Raw genomic sequence first — 18,896 nt, 5'->3', positions numbered from 1 at the left:
GAAGGAGGCTTAACAATCATGTCCCGCCTCTCTTATCTCTCAGATCAAATCTGATGGAATTAGCACCGTGCCTTACGAGACCTCAGTCTCGGCGCCAAGAAGATGCGCCCCATTTCACAATGGAATTACGGTCGGTTGCTGTTGGGGTCAAAAGGCCAATCCCTCGCCCAACTCTCGATAAGAGAATATATTCACTTGTTAAACAATTCTAATTTATCAGTTGATGAACATAGTAACAGGTGTTTGATTGAATTGTCAATATATTTTTTAATATAAATCTTTTCTGATATCATCAAAAACAGGAATTTTTCCCCGCACGTCAACGCTTTCTTGAAGGTCAATTTCCGCTCTGACAATGCCTTCTTCACGGCCGCCCTCGGCCAATATACGTCCCCAAGGGTCAATAATCAGGCTATGCCCGGCAAATTCATTATCTTGATTTGAACCGGTACAATTGCAGGCAGCGACAAAGCATTGATTTTCAATGGCCCGGGCAATAAGCAGGCTTTTCCAATGATCAAGACGGGGCAGGGGCCATTCCGCAGAAATGAACAGCACGTTAGCGCCTTTTGTCGTATGTTTTCTGATCCATTCCGGAAAACGGATATCATAACAGATCAGTCCTGAGCTTTTGACGCCTTCAAGCTCGAAGTATCCATCCTCGGAACCGGCTGATAAATACACATGCTCATCCATCAGCTGAAAAAGATGGGCTTTGCTGTACTCTTTAATGATTCGTCCTTCCTTATCTGCGATGAACATTGTATTATAAACATCAGAACCCTTTCTGACAGCAACAGATCCTGCGACAATATGAACCCCGTGTTTTTTTGCGGTTTTTTGCAGCCAGCTCTGAGCAGAATGCCCGTCTTCATCAGCGAGCTTATCAAGGTTGGCCAAGTCATATCCGGTCGTCCATAATTCAGGAAGAACAAGAACATCAGCATGTTTGCTTTCTTTTTCAATCAAAAATTCAGCCTTTTTTATATTTTCCGAAGGTTTACCGTATGAAATATCAAATTGAAGACAAGATATCGTCCATTTCATCTTTTTAACACCCCAAATTTTTCTTTACTTTTTTCATTTAACCATATATGATGATGGACTATCATTTCAAGATTTTTTTAGAAGGTGAGAATAGATGAAATTTGAACAGTCTCATGTATTGAAGGAATTGCCTAAACAATTCTTCGCTTCTTTGGTGCAGAAAGTGAACCGAAAGCTCTCAGAAGGACACGACGTTATCAATCTCGGACAGGGAAATCCGGATCAGCCGACTCCGGAACATATCGTCGAGGAAATGAAACGAGCCGTTGCTGATCCTGAAAATCATAAATATTCGTCTTTTCGCGGCTCATACAGCCTGAAATCAGCCGCAGCAGCATTTTATAAGCGAGAATACGGCATTGATCTTGACCCAGAAACTGAAGTCGCTGTATTATTCGGCGGGAAAGCCGGTCTGGTCGAGCTCCCGCAATGCTTGTTGAATCCAGGTGATACGATTTTAGTTCCGGATCCGGGCTATCCTGATTACTGGTCAGGTGTTACACTTGCGAAAGCGAAGATGGAAATGATGCCGCTCGTAAAGGATAGGGCGTTTCTTCCTGATTACAGCAGTATCGCCGCTGAAGTGAGGGAACAGGCGAAATTGATGTATTTGAATTATCCGAATAATCCGACTGGGGCTGTTGCTACCTCCGAGTTTTTTGAAGAAACCGTGAGTTTTGCGAAAGAGAACGGAATCTGTGTCGTTCACGATTTTGCTTACGGCGCTGTAGGATTTGACGGCTGCAAGCCGTTAAGCTTTTTGCAGACTGAAGGTGCGAAGGATATCGGAATTGAAATTTACACGCTGTCAAAAACGTATAACATGGCAGGGTGGCGGGTCGGCTTCGCTGTCGGTAACGCTTCGGTCATTGAAGCGATCAATCTTTATCAAGACCATATGTTTGTCAGTCTTTTCAGAGCGACTCAGGAGGCTGCAACGAAGGCACTGCTAGCTGATCAGACGTGTGTAGCGGAGCAAAATGCCCGATATGAGAGCAGGCGAAACGCTTGGATTGCGGCATGCCGGGAAATCGGCTGGGATGTGACAGCTCCTGCAGGTTCATTTTTTGCATGGCTGCCTGTGCCTGAAGACTATACTTCCGAGCAGTTCTCAGACCTTTTGCTCGAAAAAGCGAATGTGGCGGTTGCGGCTGGAAACGGCTTCGGTGAATATGGCGAGGGCTACGTCAGAGTCGGACTGCTGACAAGTGAAGAAAGACTCAAAGAAGCCGCTTATCGAATTGGGAAGCTGAACCTGTTTACCCAAAAAAGCATTGACAAGATCTGATAACGATGGGATAATTCAAAATAATTTATAAAATCTATATTTTCTTATCAAGAGCAGGCAGAGGGACGAGCCCGATGAAGCCCGGCAACCGACTTATAAAGCACGGTGCTAATTCTTGCAGCTGGCGGCTGAGAGATAAGATTCGGACGAGAAACGAAACCTCTTTAGACGCGATTGCTGTTTGAAGAGGTTTTTTTATATGGATGAAAATGAAAGGAGCTCTGGCATGAGTGAGTTAATAGCAACTTATCTCCTGACCGAACCGGGAGCCGATACAGAGAAGAAAGCAGAACAAATCGCAACAGGATTGACAGTAGGCTCATGGACAGATCTGCCCCTTGTGAAACATGAGCAAATGCAAAAGCACAAGGGACGGGTGATAAGGGTAGAGGAAAGAGAGGGAACTCCTGCAAAACAAGCGGTGATCACAATTGCCTATCCTGAAATCAATTTCTCTCAGGATATTCCGGCTTTGCTGACAACAGTGTTTGGCAAGCTGTCGCTGGACGGAAAAATCAAATTACTCGACCTTCACTTCTCTGAAGCATTTAAGTGCACGCTGCCGGGACCGAAGTTTGGTGTATACGGCATTCGGAAGCTGCTGGGAGAGTTTGAGAGACCGCTGTTAATGAGCATATTTAAAGGGGTTATCGGAAGGGACCTGAGTGATATTAAAGAACAGCTCAGACAGCAGGCGCTGGGCGGAGTTGATTTGATTAAGGACGATGAAATTTTCTTTGAGACAGGTCTGGCGCCTTTTGAAACAAGAATTACAGAAGGAAAGCAAATATTGAAAGAAACGTATGAGCAAACCGGGCATAAAACGCTGTATGCGGTCAATTTGACTGGACGTACGGCTGATCTGAAAGACAAAGCGAGACGCGCTGCCGAATTGGGAGCGGATGCGCTTTTGTTTAATGTCTTCGCTTACGGCTTGGACGTCATGCAAAGCCTAGCGGAAGATCCTGAAATCGCAATCCCGATTATGGCACATCCAGCTGTCAGCGGGGCGTTTACGTCTTCTCCGTTCTACGGATTTTCTCACGCTCTTTTGCTCGGAAAATTGAACCGGTATTGCGGTGCTGACTTTAGTCTCTTCCCATCTCCATACGGTTCGGTTGCGCTTCCAAAAGAAGATGCGCTGGCGATTCACGAAGAATGTGTGAGAGAGGATGCCTTTAACCAAACATTTGCCGTTCCGTCAGCAGGCATTCATCCCGGTATGGTTCCACTTTTAATGCGGGATTTCGGTATAGATCATATTATTAACGCCGGGGGAGGCGTACACGGACATCCGAACGGTGCCCAAGGCGGGGGCAAAGCGTTCAGAGCCATAATTGATGCGGTCTTAGAAGCCCAGCCGATAGATGAAAAAGCTGAACAATGCAAGGATCTAAAGCTTGCCCTTGATAAATGGGGAAAGGTTGAAGCTGTATGACGACTCGAAAGCCTTTAATTATTTGTGATTTTGACGGAACCATCACGATGAACGACAACATTATAAGCATCATGAAAACATTTGCTCCACCGGAGTGGACGGCATTAAAAGACGGCGTATTATCCAAAACGCTGTCGATAAAGGAAGGTGTCGGACGGATGTTCGGCCTTCTGCCAAGCAGATTAAAAGAAGAGATTACAAGATATGTATTGGAAGATGCAAAAATTAGGGAAGGCTTTCGGGAATTTGTAGCGTTTGTCAAGGAGCATGAGCTTCCGTTTTATATCGTAAGCGGAGGAATGGACTTTTTTGTGTATCCTTTGCTTGAAGGCATTGTGGAGAAAGACCATATTTATTGCAACCATGCTTCATTTGACAGTGACTATATTCATATTGACTGGCCTCATTCTTGCAAAGGGACTTGCAGAAATCAATGCGGGTGCTGCAAGCCGTCAGTGATACATGAACTCGCTGAACCGAACCAATATATCATCATGATCGGTGATTCGGTTACAGATGTGGAGGCGGCAAAGCTGTCTGACCTTTGCTTTGCAAGGGATTATTTATTAAACGAATGCCGGGAGCGGAACCTGAATTATCTCCCGTATCAAGATTTTTATGAGATAAGAAAAGATATTGAGAATGTAACGGAGGTACAGGAATGGCTGCAAAACAAGAACGCTGGAGAGAACTTGCTGAAGTAAAACGGGAATTGGCAGAAAGAGATTGGTTTCCGGCGACTAGCGGCAATCTGTCTATTAAGGTTTCTGATGAGCCTTTAACATTTCTTGTAACCGCAAGCGGAAAAGATAAACGAAAAGAAACGGATGAAGATTTTCTGCTGGTGGATCTAAACGGAGAGCCGGCCGAAAGCGGGCATTCTCTGAAACCGTCAGCGGAAACGCTTTTGCATACACATTTGTACAACAAAACCAATGCCGGATGCTGCCTGCATGTTCATACGGTAAACAATAATGTGATCTCAGAGCTATACGGAGATCAAAAGAAAATCACATTCAGAGGCCAGGAAATAATAAAAGCGCTCGGCTTGTGGGAAGAGAATGCAGAAGTGACCATTCCGATCATTGAAAATCCGGCTCATATTCCGACGCTCGCGGCACTGTTTGCGGAAGAGATTTCAGAAGATTCAGGAGCTGTTCTGATCCGAAATCACGGTATTACCGCTTGGGGAAGAACAGCATTTGAAGCAAAAAAAGTACTTGAAGCATATGAATTTTTGTTCAGCTACCATTTGAAATTGAAAACACTCCAGCACCAGCTGGTTAAATAAAAGGAGGAACTGAAATGGCAACAATTCGTATTCATGATGAGGCAAATACAACGATTGAAAATCAAGAGGAAGTAGCAAGTTTTCTGGACAGTCAAGAGGTTATTTATGAGCAATGGGATATCGCGAAGCTCCCGGAACAGCTTTCAGAGAAATATGATCTGACAGAAGAAGAAAAACAGCAAATCCTTAATACCTTTGAAACTGAAATTAAAGATATCTCAGCCCGCCGCGGATACAAAGCACAGGATGTTATTTCTTTGTCAGACAGCAATCCGAAACTTGATGAACTGCTTGAGAACTTTAAAAGAGAGCATCACCATACAGACGATGAGGTCCGTTTTATCGTAAGCGGACACGGCATTTTTGTCATTCAGGGCAAGGATGGCACGTTTTTTGATGTCCGTTTAAACCCTGGAGATTTAATCTCCGTGCCTGAAAATATTCGCCATTACTTCACACTCCAGGAGGACCGCAAAGTTGTCGCGGTAAGAATCTTTGTCACAACTGAAGGCTGGGTTCCAATTTATGAAAAAGACAGCGTGAATCAATAAGCAGGATAAGCCCCGTTCGAAGAAAGAACGGGGCTTTTTATATTTATTGCAAACGCCATTTTTCATATTGTGACATTTCTTTTTTAATCAGCATCCAAATCAAACCTAAAACAGCTGCATCGTCAATGATCCCAAGACCAAGTATAACATCTGGAATGATATCGAGCGGCATGGCGATATATAAGATGGCAGCAGTTAGAAGAAAAAGCGTTTTAACCTGGGAACGGGGATAGTCACCGTTTCTCCAATCGCGAAGCATCTGAAAAAAAATAGTGATGTACTGGATACATTTTTTTCGGTTTTTTCTTTTTAACATCGCTTTTCCGCCTGCAGCTCCGAGAATCATTGCTTTCTTTTTCTTCATCGGGCATACCTCCTGTCTGACGGCGTGTTTAAGATATTCTTCACCTGGGTATTGTTCTTCTAATCCTATCAATATATCTATTATACCTGAAAAAATAACTTATTTAATGAAAATATGTTTACAAATAAAGTATAATCTGTAATAATGCACAATAACCCAATCAAACTTGTTTCCTATTTCTTAGCGGCGAGGGGTGAAGTGAATGGGCGGTTCTTCTGAACAAGAAAGATTGTTGGTGTCTATTGATGAAAAAAGAAAGTTAATGATAGATGCCGCTAGAAAGCAGGGATTTACAGGGCATGACACGATCAGACACAGTCAGGAGCTGGATTGTTTAATAAATGAATATCACCAGCTCATGCAAGAAAACGAACATTCTCAAGGGATTCAAGGCCTTGTTAAGAAATTAGGCTTGTGGCCCCGCAGAGATGTTATGCCAGCATATGATGCAAATAAATAGTGGCACTATCAAATGCATATATAAAGAGAGAGCTTTTCAGAAGCGCTCTTTTTTTCTGGAAAAATTCATATGAAAGAGGGAACTGATGAAAGAACTGGCGATTCTCATTACTGAAATGGTCAATCAATTTCATGACGCTTTTATTTCATTATGCGGAATGTTTGGCATTCATTTAACCGACAAAGAGATGCATTTTTGGGTGATCGGCATTTTTGGCATAATCTTTTTTGGCGTCACACACGCTGTGTTTACATGGCTTTCTAAATGGAGCATGACAGCCTTGTCCTTTATCTACACCGTTACAGTGATCATTGTTATCGTTTTTGCGATTGAAATTCAGCAAAAAGTGACGGGGAGAGGGAATATGGAGTTTTTAGATGCCACGGAAGGTTTAAAGGGTTTTTTAGTATTCTTTATGTTCTTTTTGCTTCTGAAATTGCTGTTCCGCTTCATCAAAATACTCTTTTGTGGCAGAACAGCAAGCAAGTCGACTGGCAATGCCCGGTCACGAAGATAAAAAACCCTCCTGACACGGTCAGGGGGGCTATGAAGCGGATACGGGGAGGGTGATCGTCACCTCTGTGCCTCTTCGCACTTCACTTTCGATATGAATAGAGCCACCGTACATCAGAACGATCCGTTTACATACGACAAGGCCGAGACCGGTTCCTTTTTCTTTAGAAGTAACAAAGGGAAGGAAGATATGATCCAGCATTTCCTGAGAAATCCCTTCACCGTTATCCACAACTTTGATAATGGCTTTTTTATCCAAAGCTCCCAGGGAGATCGTCAGTTTGCCTCCTTCAGGCATTGACTCGAGGCCATTTTTTGCTACATTTAAAATCACTTGTTTAATATGATCTTTGGTACATTTTACGAGTAAAGGCTGCTCAGTTAAATACTGTAATTCGACTTCAACATTGTATAGGTTGCCCTCAGAATAGATGATCGGCATAATTTCACCGATAATATCCTGAAGCGAGTTCAGCTCCCATTTTTCAGCTGTCGGCTTGCCGAGAACGAGAAACTCACTCACAATTTGATTAATGCGCTTTATCTCTTGTTCGATAATGGAGAAGTAAAGCTGATCTTCTTCACCTTTATATTTCTTTTGCAACAGCTGAATAAAGCCGCTTATGCCGGTGAGCGGGTTACGGATTTCATGGGCTGTGCTGGCAGCAAGCGTTCCGATCAGCTCTAATTTTTGCGCCTCATTTTCTGAGCGCTCCAGCTGTGTCTGCCGCTTCAGCAAATAATACAGCACGAGAATAAAAAGGATATTCAGCAGAACAATACTACATGAAAGCGGAAGCACAAGGCTTTTTGTCAGTTCTTCTATTGTAACCGGGTTCGGATATACTTTCATATTCCAGCTGATATCATCCAGATATCCGCTGACAGGCTTCTGATCTATTGCATGAGAGGCCTGTCCGCTTGAAAAAATCATTTTTCCGTCTTGGTTCACAACTTCAATATAAACATCAGGGCTAAGTAAGTTAATGAGATTTTTCAGATAATCAATTTGAATAGCTGCGACAAGATAATTTGTCACATCTCGTTTTGAGTCCAAAACAGGGACACAAATTGTAAAAATCGGCTGGCCTGTAATTCTGCTCGAATAACTATCTGAAATGACTGTCTTTTTTGTTTCCTTCGCTTTTGTAAAAAAAGATCTGTCGGCCAGGTTTACTTTCGTTTTTAATTCTGTTGTGCTTGCGGTGACGTCTCCTTTGGCATTTAGAAAATACAGTCCGGAAAATCTCGGCTCTGAATCAAAGGTTTTTTCCAAAATCGACTGCATTTTCTTTATATCAACCGGTCTGTCAATGGCGATGGATAAGGAGGTCATTCTCGCCTTTGTTTCTCCGATTAAATAATTGATTTTGTTGCGGTGAAGGTTCAGCAGGACACTCGCTTCTTGCTTATGTTCTGCAGCTATTGTATCTTTTTCTTTTTCATATACGAAAAAGCTGATGACGATTGCCGGAATCACGACCAGTATCATATAAAGTTTGACTCTCCCGCAGGCGCCTTTTAGTATTTTCAATTTGCATCGCTCCAACATACACCTGATTAGAGGTATTATATCATTGTTTCTTCTTCTTTAATAAGAAAAAATAACCAAAAAAATTAGAAAAAGATGTTGAACAGCTTATAATATAAAAAAGAAGAGAAATATTGGAAAGATTTTTATTGACATTTCGGTCTTTGTTTATTAATGTTTCTCTGTAACGGTTTCTAAAAGGATGATTGAGACATGACAGAAAAATCACTGAAGTTATTTATCGTGCTGTCGCGCGCGTATCGGTCCATTAACGATCATATGAATAAGCATATTCATAAGCATGGACTGAATCCGACTGAATTTGCTGTACTAGAGCTGTTGTACCATAAAGGCGATCAGCCGCTGCAGCAGATAGGAGATAAAATTCTCTTGGCTAGCGGGAGCATCACATACGTTGTAGATAAGCTGGAACAAAAAGAACTCCTCATTCGGAAAGCGTCTCCTACAGACAGACGAGTGACATTTGCACAAATCACTGAAAAAGGCATCAGTCTTTTGAATGATATTTTTCCTGATCACGCTGCTGAAATTGATGAAATGATCAGCGTATTAAGCGAAGAAGAGGTAGAGATGTGCACGGACATGTTAAAAAGAGTAGGATTAAACGCAAAACAGTTTCATAATAAGTAAAAAAAGGAAGCCTGATATGTCACAGGCTTCCTTTTTAACTATTTTTCATTTGTTTCCGCTGCGCCTCTCGGCAAGATGAGAACTTCAACACGCCGGTTTTTGCTTCGGCCTTCCGCTGTTTTGTTGGAAGCAACCGGTTTATACTCACCGTACCCCTTGGCACTGAATACTTTTGCATCGAGCTTAGGGTTTTCAATCAGAAGCCCCATAAAGTTTACCGCTCTCATGACGCTTAAATGCCAGTTTGATTGGAATTCAGAATTTTTAATTGGCATATTATCAGTATGTCCGCTGATAATGATATTTCTTGGCGGATTAATCACAAGAAGATTTGAAATCTCTTTTGCAAGCGGAACATCTTCCTTACGGATGGTCGCTTTCCCAGAATCAAAGAAGATACTGTCTTTAATCGTAATCAGAAGGCCTTCACTAGTCATCTTCGTTTCCAGCTGATGTTCCAGCTTTTTATCTTTGATGAACTTTTCCACCTGGCTCTTCACATTTTCAAGTTCTTTTTGATCAGCGGCTTTTTCTTTTTCTTTCTTGTTTTTCTCTTTCTCTTCTTTATCCTTTTCAACTTCATCGATTCCGTCTGACTCGTTTTCTGGAGGGGTGACACTGGAGTAGTCCATTACGCCGGTGCCGCCTGTAAAGACTTCATTAAATGATTTTGAAAGCATCTGAAACTTAGCTGCGTCGATCGAACTGCTCGCGTACAGCACAATAAATAATGCCAGGAGAAGAGTAAGGATGTCGGCGTAAGGGACGAGCCACGATTCATCAACGTGTTCGTCCTCATGCTTCTTCTTCTTTTTTCTCGCCATTTTGCGCCTCTCCTTGTTCTGCAAATTTCAAGCGGTCCTTCGCAGGAATATACATTAAAAGCTTTTGTTCGATGACTTTCGGTGCCTGTCCTTCTAAAACGGATAAAACACCTTCAATCATGACTTCACGCAGTTTTACTTCTTGTTTTGATTTGCGTTTTAATTTATTTGCGAAAGGATGCCATAGTACATATCCCGTAAAGATACCGAGAAGGGTGGCGACAAAGGCTGCACTGATAGCGTGTCCAAGCTCATCTGTGTTATCCATATGAGAAAGAGCGGCAATCAGTCCGATTACAGCGCCTAGTACTCCAAGTGTCGGCGCGTACGTTCCCGCCTGTGTAAAAATAGCGGCTCCGGCTTGGTGCCTGTCCTCCATCGCTTCGACTTCCTCTGTCATGATATCTCTGATAAATTCCGCACTTTGCCCGTCAACAGCCATGCTGAGCCCGTTTTTCAGAAAAGTGTCATCTACATCCTCAATGCTTGCTTCTAAAGCAAGCAGGCCTTCGCGGCGTGCAAGCTGGGCCCATTCAGAGAACATAGGAATGAGCTCCTCTATCGTCAGCTGTTTGTTTTCTTTAAATAACACTCGAAACAGCGCAGGCACTTTTTTAATTTCTTTGGTTGGGAACGCAATAACGACTGCTGAGATAGTCCCGGCGATAATAATTAATATGGCGGCTGGGTTTGCAAGCGCGCTGAAACTGACGCCTTTCAGAACCATCCCCACGCTCAATGCCACAAAAGCAAGAATAATACCGATTAACGAAGTTTTATCCATAGTTTTCACCAAATCCTTTTTATACTAGCTTGTCTATGGTTAATATCGGTTTTGGTGCCCGGAACTTTAGGGACATTGTGAATTTGTTCATGAAATATTCAAGGAAGAGGCATAGAAGGGAGAAATAAACAAAAACGGGCCTTTCGAAATTGAAAAGCCCGAGAGTTTAGCGGTATTGAAATTGGCAGCTTGTTTGTAAGCTGTCCTTCAGACGGTTTTCATATAACAATAGAAATAAATATTCACTGTATATAAACATGTTCCATCCCTCCTTAAGAAAAGTGTAAAGGATGAAGGAGAGTAACGCTTCGGGGGAAGGGACGGTATTTTCTCATTCAAGAGTATGAATCCGCAAAAAAGCGGCTTCCTAAATAGGAAACCGCTGATTGTTATTTCGCTTGCACTTTGATTGTATGATCTTCTGCAGTGACGTGAAAACTTGTGATCTCGCTATTGTCAAGCAGCAGATCGGTCATTTTATCCTCAATCCATTCTTGGATGGTTCTTCTGAGCGGACGGGCGCCGAATGAAGGGTGATAGCCCAGCTCAGCGAGTATTTCTTTCGCTTCGTCTGTCACACTCAAGCTGATGCCGCGTTCTGACAATGTTTCTTCAAGTTCTCCAAGCAGCAGGCTGACGATTTTGACCAAATGTTCTTTTTCCAGTGAGCGGAACTCAATAATGCTGTCAAAACGGTTGAGGAACTCAGGCTTAAAGAACATGCTCAGTGAATCAATCAATGTTTGTTCTTCAATTACACTGTCATCTGATTGGAAACCGACTTTCGTTTGTTTCTCACCAGCACCCGCGTTGCTTGTCATGATAATCACAGTGTCTTTAAAGCTTACGGTTCTGCCTTGGCTGTCTGTCAGACGGCCGTCCTCCATAATTTGCAGGAACATATGCTGAACGTCAGGGTGCGCTTTCTCTATCTCATCCAGCAACACGATGCTGTATGGATTGCGGCGCACTTTTTCTGTTAATTGCCCAGCTTCCTCATGGCCGACATATCCAGGCGGTGAACCAATGATTTTAGATACGGCGTGTTTCTCCATGTATTCGCTCATATCGAGACGGATGATCGCGTCTTTTGTGCCGAATAATTCATCTGCCAGCGTTTTAGAAAGCTCTGTTTTCCCTACGCCGGTAGGACCGACAAAGAGGAAGGAGCCGACTGGTCTGTTTTTGGATTTTAATCCGGCGCGGCTTCGTCTTACCGCTTTTGCCACTTTTTGAACAGCGACTTCTTGTCCGATCACGCGTTCACGAAGTTTTGCTTCAAGCTCTTTCATTTTTGTTTGTTCATCTGCCTGCAGTTTGCCGACAGGGATGCCTGTTTTTTGTTCAATGATATCCTGAATGTGCTCAGCTTCCACAGTGACATCGGAATGAGCAGAAGAGCTGTTCAGCTTTTTATCTAATGCAATTTCTTCATCACGGAGTTTTGCCGCCAGTTCGTAATTTTCTTCTTCCAGGGCTTTTGTTTTTTCGGCTTCAATCGCAGTTAAGCGTTCAGCCGCATCTTCATCATTCAGCTCATCAATTAACAGATTGGCTTTTGAACCTGCTTCATCTAATAAGTCAATGGCTTTATCCGGCAGGTGTCTGTCCTGAATGTAGCGGGATGATAAAGTCACACATGCTTTGATTGCTTCATCACTGAATGTCACGCCATGGTATGCTTCATATTTGTCTTTGATCCCTTGCAGAATGAGGATGGCCTGTTCAATTGAAGGCTCCTGCACCATAACAGGCTGAAAACGTCTTTCCAGCGCGGCATCTTTTTCGATTTGACGGTATTCTTTCAGTGTTGTCGCACCAATGACTTGCAGTTCGCCTCTGGCAAGGGCAGGTTTAAGAATGTTGCCTGCGTCCATTGATCCTTCTGCAGAGCCTGCGCCAACGAGAAGATGAATTTCATCAATGAACAGAATGACATTTTTTCGTTCTTTCAGCTCAGTGATCAGCTGTTTCATTCTCTCTTCAAATTGGCCTCTGATCCCTGTGTTTGCAACAAGGGATGCAACATCAAGCAAGTAAAGCTCTTTGTTTTTCAGTTTGTTTGGAACATCACCTTCAGCAATTTTTAAAGCAAGTCCTTCGGCTATGGCGGTTTTCCCTACACCCGGCTCACCAATCAGAACTGGATTGTTTTTGTTGCGGCGGTTCAGAATTTCGATCACGCGCGCCACTTCTTCATCACGGCCGATGACGGGGTCAATGAGACCTGCTTTTGCACCGTTTGTAATATTTTGAGCCAGCTCATCAAGCAATCCTTTTTTCTCGCTTTGTTTTGCTGCGCTATGTTCTTTCGGCTGGAATGCATGTTCAAACGGAAAACCGAAAGATTGAGGACCCATGCTCATTGAAGGTTTACGAGTCAGTTCGTTATAGCAGGTTTCACATAGAACCATATGTTTATGAACGGAATTTATTTGCATGTTAAGGCGAATCGTCGCCTCGTTTTGATGACAATGTTGACAACGCATTTGCCAAAACCTCCTTAAAAGTTTGATCTTCTTTGACCAATGAATGTGAATAAAAAGGTCGTTTGGATTTGACCTTCTTTGACTAATAGTATACGGCAAACTTATCGGCTTTCAAAACCATATGCTCAGAGCAGTCTGACTATTTGACCAACTTTGACCAATTGATTTTTAAAAAAGGCCGGTTCGTTTGACCAACTTTGATTTATAGTATACTCTGACCATCTTTGACTTTCAAGTCTTTTGCATAAAAAATTTTTGAGTTGTTTACACAGTAAAACATGTTTTCTTCGTCTTTTCAAGGAACTTGTCTCATAGGTTATAAAAAGGCATATATGGACAAAACTGCGGTTCGTTCGGAGGGGAGAAATGGTACAATCAAAAGGGTCTGCAAGTCAGCTTGCTTTTGTGTATGTTGGCACAGTAGTCGGAGCTGGATTTGCGACTGGCAGGGAAATTGTTGAGTTTTTTCTGAAGTTCGGCTGGTTCGGTTTATTCGGTATTATCATCAGCGGCGGGATGTTTACGTTTTTGGGGGCCAAGCTGATGATCATTTCAAAGCGAATCAATGCTAAGTCATATCAAGAAATGAATATATTCTTGTTCGGGGCGACAGCTGGGCGGATTATCAATGTGTTTATGCTATTTGTTCTCCTCGGTGTCACATCTGTTATGCTTTCTGGGGCAGGGGCGCTTTTTGAGGAGCAACTGGGGATGTCTGCTCAGATTGGGATGCTGATTACAATCGGATTGAGCTTAATCGTGATGACTAAAGGGGTAAAAGGCATTTTCGGTGTCAATGTGTTTGTTGTTCCTCTTTTGATCATCTTTTCTATGATTGTGGTGGCCGACTCTTTTATTGTCAGCGAGTCGCGGAACGCAGCTCAGTGGGTCTGGCCGCATCGCTGGGACTGGCTGTTGTCAGCGGTTTCTTACGGCGCTTTGAATTTATCGCTTGCCCAAGCGGTTTTGGTTCCGCTGGCGAATGAAATGCCATCGGAAAAAGTGATAAAAAAAGGCGCTTTAATCGGAGGCACCATGCTGACGATTGTGCTGTCCGCGAGTTTTCTGTCTTTGTCGACACTCCCGGATGTATTTTTGTATGATATACCGATGGCTCAAGTGGTTTATCTCTTTGCGCGATCTGTCCATTTGATTTATTTGCTCATTATTTTCGGTGAAGTGTTCACATCAGTTATCGGCAATCTATATGGGTTGGAAAAACAAGTGCAGAGCTTTCTGCCAATGAAAAGCAAATATATCTTTGCAGCCATTATGATTACGGCTTATATCACGAGCCAAATTGGATACGGCAAGCTGATTTCAACGATTTATCCCTTGTTTGGCTATGTGAGTTTGGCCTTCATAGGCGCCCTGATTTGCAAAAAGTCTCCCCGGAGGCGCAGTTTGTAACATACATATATAATGAAGCGAGCCGTCATTGCGGAACGATGCTTGAACGGAAAGCTAGGGGCTGACTTTTTTTATTGTCAAGAAAAACAACATTATGGTAAGATAGCAGAAGTGAAAAATTGAAGAAAATCCGTTCGATATGCGGGAGAGGTTCTAGCTACACCCTCTATAAAAAACTAAGGACGAGCTGTATCCTTGGATACGGCCTTTTTTATGTTTTTCTAGAGCACCTTCCGAAAAGGTGTTTTTTTGTGTGAATCAGCTGTAGCGATGTCTCTCGCCGAAAGTTTTTATTGCGGAGAAGGAGAGGAATCATGAAAAAAGAAAAAGCAATTGTCGTATTTAGCGGCGGTCAAGACAGCACCACATGCTTACTGTGGGCTCTAAAGGAATTCGAAGAAGTCGAAACGGTGACTTTTCATTACAATCAGCGTCATTCGCAGGAAATTGAAGTGGCAAAATCCATTGCAGAAAAGCTTGGTGTGAAAAACCATTTGCTCGATATGTCACTTTTAAATCAGCTTGCACCGAATGCTCTGACAAGAAATGATATTGATATAGAAGTAAAAGACGGCGAATTGCCATCCACATTCGTTCCGGGCCGCAATTTGGTATTCTTATCTTTTGCGTCTATCCTGGCATACCAAATTGGCGCGCGCCACATTATTACAGGAGTTTGCGAGACAGACTTCAGCGGTTACCCTGACTGCCGCGATGAATTCGTGAAATCTTGCAATGTAACAGTAAACTTGGCGATGGAGAAACCGTTTGTGATTCATACGCCTCTCATGTGGCTCAATAAGGCAGAAACGTGGAAGCTTGCAGATGAGCTTGGCGCGCTTGATTTTGTAAAAAACAACACGCTGACATGTTATAACGGCATCATCGCAGACGGCTGCGGCGAATGTCCGGCATGCCACCTTCGTTCAAAAGGGTATGAAGAATATATGGCGATGAAAGGAGAGCGTGCATAAATTGTTATCTCAAATTTATCCGCAGGCCCAGCATCCTTATTCATTTGAATTGAATAAGGACATGCACATCTCAGCTGCTCATTTTATCCCTCGGGAAAGTGCTGGAGCGTGCAGCAGGGTTCACGGGCATACGTATACCGTAAATATTACCGTTGCCGGTGACGAACTTGACGACTCCGGCTTCCTTGTCAATTTCAGCGTGCTCAAAAAACTGGTGCACGGAAACTATGATCATACGCTTTTAAATGATCATGAAGATTTTTCTCAGGACGACCGGTATTCGCTCCCGACAACTGAAGTCGTGGCGAAAACGATTTATGACAACGTACAGGCTTATTTAGACACATTGGAGAATAAGCCGAACTGTGTACAGGTGTTTGTCCGTGAAACACCGACAAGTTACTGTGTCTACCGTCCGAAAAAGGGTGGTTTGAATGGCTAAAGGAATTCCTGTATTAGAAATTTTCGGCCCGACGATTCAAGGAGAAGGCATGGTGATCGGACAGAAAACGATGTTCGTCCGTACAGCCGGCTGTGACTATTCCTGCAGCTGGTGTGACTCCGCCTTTACTTGGGACGGGTCTGCTAAAAAAGATATTCGCTGGATGACGGCTGAGGAGATTTTTGCCGAACTTAAGGACATTGGGGGAGACGCGTTTTCACACGTGACAATCTCAGGCGGCAACCCGGCCCTGTTAAAGCAGCTGGATGCTTTTATCGAACTGCTGAAGGAAAATAACATCCGGGCAGCGCTCGAAACCCAGGGGACCGTTTATCAGGATTGGTTTACGCTGATTGATGATCTGACAATTTCTCCAAAACCGCCAAGCTCAAAAATGGTGACAAACTTTCAAAAGCTTGATCACATTTTGACTTCACTTAAAGAGAATAACAGACAGCACGCTGTCAGCTTGAAGGTAGTCATTTTTAATGATGAAGATCTGGAGTTTGCGAAAACGGTGCACAAGCGTTACCCGGGAATCCCGTTTTATTTACAAGTTGGTAATGATGATGTGCATACAACAGACGATCAGTCACTGATTGCACATTTGCTTGGAAAATATGAAGCGCTTGTAGATAAGGTAGCTGTCGACGCGGAGCTGAATCTGGTCAGAGTGCTTCCGCAGCTGCACACCCTGTTATGGGGCAACAAACGCGGAGTATAATAGAAAGGAAGATAAATATGACGACTAGAAAAGAATCAGAATTAGAAGGTGTCACATTGCTTGGCAACCAAGGAACAAATTATTTATTTGAATATGCGCCGGACGTGCTGGAATCCTTCCCGAATAAACATGTAAACCGTGATTACTTTGTGAAATTCAACTGCCCTGAATTTACATCTTTATGCCCGAAGACAGGACAGCCTGACTTTGCAACAATTTACATCAGCTACATTCCTGATGAAAAAATGGTTGAAAGCAAATCATTAAAACTGTACCTGTTCAGTTTCAGAAACCATGGTGACTTCCACGAAGACTGCATGAACATCATCATGAATGACTTAATTGAATTAATGGATCCGCGCTACATTGAAGTATGGGGCAAATTCACGCCAAGAGGCGGAATTTCCATTGACCCGTACACAAACTACGGAAAGCCGGGCACGAAGTATGAGAAAATGGCCGAATACCGTATGATGAACCATGACTTGTATCCGGAGACGATTGATAATCGCTAATTATTTCCGAAGTGTGATACGGAGTGTGCCTCGTAATATAGTAGAATAGAGTCGATAATGAACGTAAGTGTGACCGAAGTGACCTCGCCTTTTTGGCGGGGTTATTTTTTTGTCCATTTTTCGAATGACATACGCAGCTATAACAGAGGAATTTCAACGAAAACGTCCGTTTTTAAAAGTTTATTTGCAGTTATTTACGAAGAGGTTGTGCCAATCAGGTATCTAACTTCGCAGTTATAATGACGGAAGGAAATGGCGCGACATTTATTAAATGTGCATATTGTCGGTTGTGAAAAATTTAAATCCCAATGTCCCAAAATCGAACATAACGATGGGGTTGTATTTATGAGAGGTGGTTACAAATGACAAACGAGCATGCAGTGAGAAGCCGAGTAACACACGGCTCCTCCTTTAACGCATTGAAGGAGGAGGTTAGGCTGACATATGTTTGAGGCGCAAAAGATATACGATAGATAAGGAGGAATGTTTAATGATGAAGCATATTATTGAAATGTTTGCAGATTAGTCAATTTGTAAAATTTTTGAAGTGTTTCTAATTGTTTTTTGGTAAAGTTGTTATTGAATAGTGAGGGAAATAAATACTCAGATAACTTCGAAGAAGGCTGAGTTATTGGTTTTAAATGAATGTATTTTTTTGGATGTGATGGTTGTGGATGAAAGATATACTTATAAAAAAAAGACGAGTGAATTCGGGGGGAATGCCACTCGCCGCTTTCTAATGAAAAGACGGGATGCTGGATGGCAGCTCGTCTGTTTTATTATAGTTGATCGAACGTATGTTTGTAAAGGTGTCTTTTCTAAAGAATTGGTTAACATAATAGGTCAGAACAGATTCATTGTAAACGTTCGTTAAGGTATGCTAAGATGCATGAACGATAAAGGAGTGATATGAAGTGAAAACATTGCGCTTAAACGATGTAACGTTAGAAATGGCTGCATATCAAGAGGAGAGCGAGCCGAAGCGCAAAATTGCATTTACCCTAAACGTTACGAGTGAGACTTACCATGATATCGCTGTCCTGTTGTATGAAAAAACGTTTACCGTCGAGGTTCCGGAACGAAATCTTGCCTTCCGGGGGGAAATTACAAATTATTCAACGTCATTGACCAACCTGTATGAAGCAGGATCTGTCAGCGAGTTCTATATAGAAATAACGGAAACAGACAAAAACGCCGATTCATAATCGGTGTTTTTGATGTAAAAAAGCTGCCGGCCGGCAGCTTTTGAGAAAGCGAATTTCATATGTAAGGTGTTTAATTGTCCGTCTTGCCGTTTTTGCGAATGAATGTGGAAATGAGGAGGTTTAATAGGAGTCTTTGATGATCTTATAATTTTTATGATTAACAACTGTCAATGAATCTAACTCAAGATCCCGATAGTTATCCATAATCGTGACATCAACGATAACAGAATTCTCATTTACTTTTTCAACAACACCGGTTAATCCGTTTTTAAATTCAATGACATTTCCAACCTTAGCGATTTTCACAAGCTTCCTCTCCTTTAAACATAATAATGCCTTTTGAAAGTATTTTGCAGTATTTTCATTGAGAAGTAAAGCGATAAGGAGTTTTATCT

At 42.6% G+C, this 18,896-nt stretch carries 21 protein-coding genes and 3 riboswitches; of the genes, 14 read left to right on the top strand and 7 right to left on the bottom strand.

Features of this window, described 5'->3' with window-relative positions; all coding sequences use genetic code 11:
* Nucleotides 1–29: 29 nt before the first annotated feature.
* Nucleotides 30–184, bottom strand: a riboswitch (SAM riboswitch).
* A gap of 83 nt (nt 185–267) precedes the next feature.
* Nucleotides 268–1,047, bottom strand: a complete 780-nt coding sequence (locus Q5C82_RS15320; protein WP_003218588.1) for a carbon-nitrogen family hydrolase — start codon at nt 1,045–1,047, stop codon at nt 268–270.
* Between the two features lie 94 nt (nt 1,048–1,141).
* Here Q5C82_RS15320 and mtnE point away from each other — a divergent pair, with 94 nt between their 5' ends.
* From mtnE to mtnD, 5 genes are all read left to right on the top strand, one after another.
* Nucleotides 1,142–2,335, top strand: a complete 1,194-nt coding sequence (mtnE, locus tag Q5C82_RS15315; protein WP_003218589.1) for a methionine-glutamine aminotransferase — start codon at nt 1,142–1,144, stop codon at nt 2,333–2,335.
* A 41-nt stretch (nt 2,336–2,376) separates the two neighbouring features.
* Nucleotides 2,377–2,477, top strand: a riboswitch (SAM riboswitch).
* Between the two features lie 84 nt (nt 2,478–2,561).
* The gene (gene mtnW, locus Q5C82_RS15310) at nt 2,562–3,773 is read left to right on the top strand and encodes a 2,3-diketo-5-methylthiopentyl-1-phosphate enolase (protein ID WP_032727332.1); all 1,212 of its coding nucleotides are present in this window, start codon (nt 2,562–2,564) and stop codon (nt 3,771–3,773) included.
* On the top strand, nt 3,770–4,477 hold the full coding sequence (mtnX, locus tag Q5C82_RS15305; protein ID WP_003218592.1) for a 2-hydroxy-3-keto-5-methylthiopentenyl-1-phosphate phosphatase: 708 nt from the start codon (nt 3,770–3,772) through the stop codon (nt 4,475–4,477). Before mtnW ends, mtnX begins: the two co-directional genes overlap by 4 nt.
* On the top strand, nt 4,435–5,064 hold the full coding sequence (locus Q5C82_RS15300) for a methylthioribulose 1-phosphate dehydratase (RefSeq protein WP_003218593.1): 630 nt from the start codon (nt 4,435–4,437) through the stop codon (nt 5,062–5,064). The genes mtnX and Q5C82_RS15300 overlap by 43 nt, the downstream gene beginning before the upstream one ends.
* Nucleotides 5,065–5,078: 14 nt before the next feature.
* The gene (gene mtnD / locus Q5C82_RS15295; RefSeq protein ID WP_003218594.1) at nt 5,079–5,615 is read left to right on the top strand and encodes an acireductone dioxygenase; all 537 of its coding nucleotides are present in this window, start codon (nt 5,079–5,081) and stop codon (nt 5,613–5,615) included.
* Nucleotides 5,616–5,658: 43 nt separating this feature from the next.
* Here mtnD and Q5C82_RS15290 read toward each other — a convergent pair whose 3' ends face one another.
* Nucleotides 5,659–5,979, bottom strand: a complete 321-nt coding sequence (locus Q5C82_RS15290) for a YkvA family protein (RefSeq protein WP_003218596.1) — start codon at nt 5,977–5,979, stop codon at nt 5,659–5,661.
* Nucleotides 5,980–6,181: 202 nt separating this feature from the next.
* Here Q5C82_RS15290 and spo0E point away from each other — a divergent pair, with 202 nt between their 5' ends.
* On the top strand, nt 6,182–6,439 hold the full coding sequence (spo0E, locus tag Q5C82_RS15285; RefSeq protein WP_003218598.1) for an aspartyl-phosphate phosphatase Spo0E: 258 nt from the start codon (nt 6,182–6,184) through the stop codon (nt 6,437–6,439).
* Between the two features lie 85 nt (nt 6,440–6,524).
* Entirely contained in the window at nt 6,525–6,956 is a 432-nt protein-coding gene (locus tag Q5C82_RS15280; protein WP_003218600.1) for a hypothetical protein, read from the top strand.
* A 27-nt stretch (nt 6,957–6,983) separates the two neighbouring features.
* Here the strand turns inward: Q5C82_RS15280 and kinD are convergent, their stop codons facing one another.
* On the bottom strand, nt 6,984–8,504 hold the full coding sequence (kinD, locus tag Q5C82_RS15275) for a sporulation kinase KinD (protein WP_044427771.1): 1,521 nt from the start codon (nt 8,502–8,504) through the stop codon (nt 6,984–6,986).
* Between the two features lie 192 nt (nt 8,505–8,696).
* Here kinD and mhqR point away from each other — a divergent pair, with 192 nt between their 5' ends.
* Complete coding sequence (gene mhqR, locus Q5C82_RS15270; RefSeq protein WP_003218603.1) at nt 8,697–9,134, top strand: MarR family transcriptional regulator MhqR; 438 nt, start codon at nt 8,697–8,699, stop codon at nt 9,132–9,134.
* A gap of 38 nt (nt 9,135–9,172) precedes the next feature.
* On the opposite strand, the gene motB is transcribed toward mhqR, so the two are convergent.
* The 3 genes from motB to clpE form a co-directional block, all read right to left on the bottom strand.
* Nucleotides 9,173–9,958: a flagellar motor protein MotB gene (gene motB, locus Q5C82_RS15265; RefSeq protein ID WP_003218604.1), complete on the bottom strand. Its 786-nt coding sequence runs from the start codon at nt 9,956–9,958 to the stop codon at nt 9,173–9,175.
* Complete coding sequence (motA, locus tag Q5C82_RS15260; RefSeq protein ID WP_003218605.1) at nt 9,930–10,742, bottom strand: flagellar motor stator protein MotA; 813 nt, start codon at nt 10,740–10,742, stop codon at nt 9,930–9,932. The genes motB and motA overlap by 29 nt, the downstream gene beginning before the upstream one ends.
* A gap of 389 nt (nt 10,743–11,131) precedes the next feature.
* The gene (gene clpE / locus Q5C82_RS15255; RefSeq protein ID WP_003218607.1) at nt 11,132–13,231 is read right to left on the bottom strand and encodes an ATP-dependent protease ATP-binding subunit ClpE; all 2,100 of its coding nucleotides are present in this window, start codon (nt 13,229–13,231) and stop codon (nt 11,132–11,134) included.
* Between the two features lie 366 nt (nt 13,232–13,597).
* Between clpE and Q5C82_RS15250 the strand changes: the two genes are divergently transcribed.
* The 6 genes from Q5C82_RS15250 (at nt 13,598) to Q5C82_RS15225 (ending at nt 18,501) form a co-directional block, all read left to right on the top strand.
* Complete coding sequence (locus tag Q5C82_RS15250; protein ID WP_003218609.1) at nt 13,598–14,641, top strand: hypothetical protein; 1,044 nt, start codon at nt 13,598–13,600, stop codon at nt 14,639–14,641.
* A gap of 141 nt (nt 14,642–14,782) precedes the next feature.
* Nucleotides 14,783–14,827: riboswitch (PreQ1 riboswitch) on the top strand.
* A 128-nt stretch (nt 14,828–14,955) separates the two neighbouring features.
* Nucleotides 14,956–15,615 carry a 7-cyano-7-deazaguanine synthase QueC gene (gene queC, locus Q5C82_RS15245; protein ID WP_003218610.1) on the top strand — a complete coding sequence of 220 codons (660 nt, stop codon included), beginning with the start codon at nt 14,956–14,958 and terminating at the stop codon, nt 15,613–15,615.
* Nucleotides 15,608–16,057 (top strand): 6-carboxytetrahydropterin synthase QueD, encoded by a 450-nt coding sequence (gene queD / locus Q5C82_RS15240; RefSeq protein WP_079996348.1) that lies wholly within the window; start codon nt 15,608–15,610, stop codon nt 16,055–16,057. The genes queC and queD overlap by 8 nt, the downstream gene beginning before the upstream one ends.
* Nucleotides 16,050–16,781 (top strand): 7-carboxy-7-deazaguanine synthase QueE, encoded by a 732-nt coding sequence (gene queE, locus Q5C82_RS15235; protein WP_003218612.1) that lies wholly within the window; start codon nt 16,050–16,052, stop codon nt 16,779–16,781. The genes queD and queE overlap by 8 nt, the downstream gene beginning before the upstream one ends.
* Before the next feature lie 17 nt (nt 16,782–16,798).
* The gene (gene queF, locus Q5C82_RS15230) at nt 16,799–17,296 is read left to right on the top strand and encodes a preQ(1) synthase (protein WP_003218613.1); all 498 of its coding nucleotides are present in this window, start codon (nt 16,799–16,801) and stop codon (nt 17,294–17,296) included.
* Between the two features lie 914 nt (nt 17,297–18,210).
* On the top strand, nt 18,211–18,501 hold the full coding sequence (locus tag Q5C82_RS15225; protein WP_003218617.1) for a DUF3219 family protein: 291 nt from the start codon (nt 18,211–18,213) through the stop codon (nt 18,499–18,501).
* A gap of 120 nt (nt 18,502–18,621) precedes the next feature.
* On the opposite strand, the gene Q5C82_RS15220 is transcribed toward Q5C82_RS15225, so the two are convergent.
* Nucleotides 18,622–18,807: a DUF2187 family protein gene (locus tag Q5C82_RS15220; protein ID WP_003218620.1), complete on the bottom strand. Its 186-nt coding sequence runs from the start codon at nt 18,805–18,807 to the stop codon at nt 18,622–18,624.
* Nucleotides 18,808–18,896: the final 89 nt, after the last annotated feature.

It is taken from the genome of uncultured Bacillus sp. (assembly GCF_958411575.1).
Lineage (GTDB): Bacteria > Bacillota > Bacilli > Bacillales > Bacillaceae > Bacillus > Bacillus spizizenii.
The sequence above is the reverse complement of the archived record's forward strand: the minus strand, read 5'-3'. Positions and strand labels throughout refer to the sequence as shown.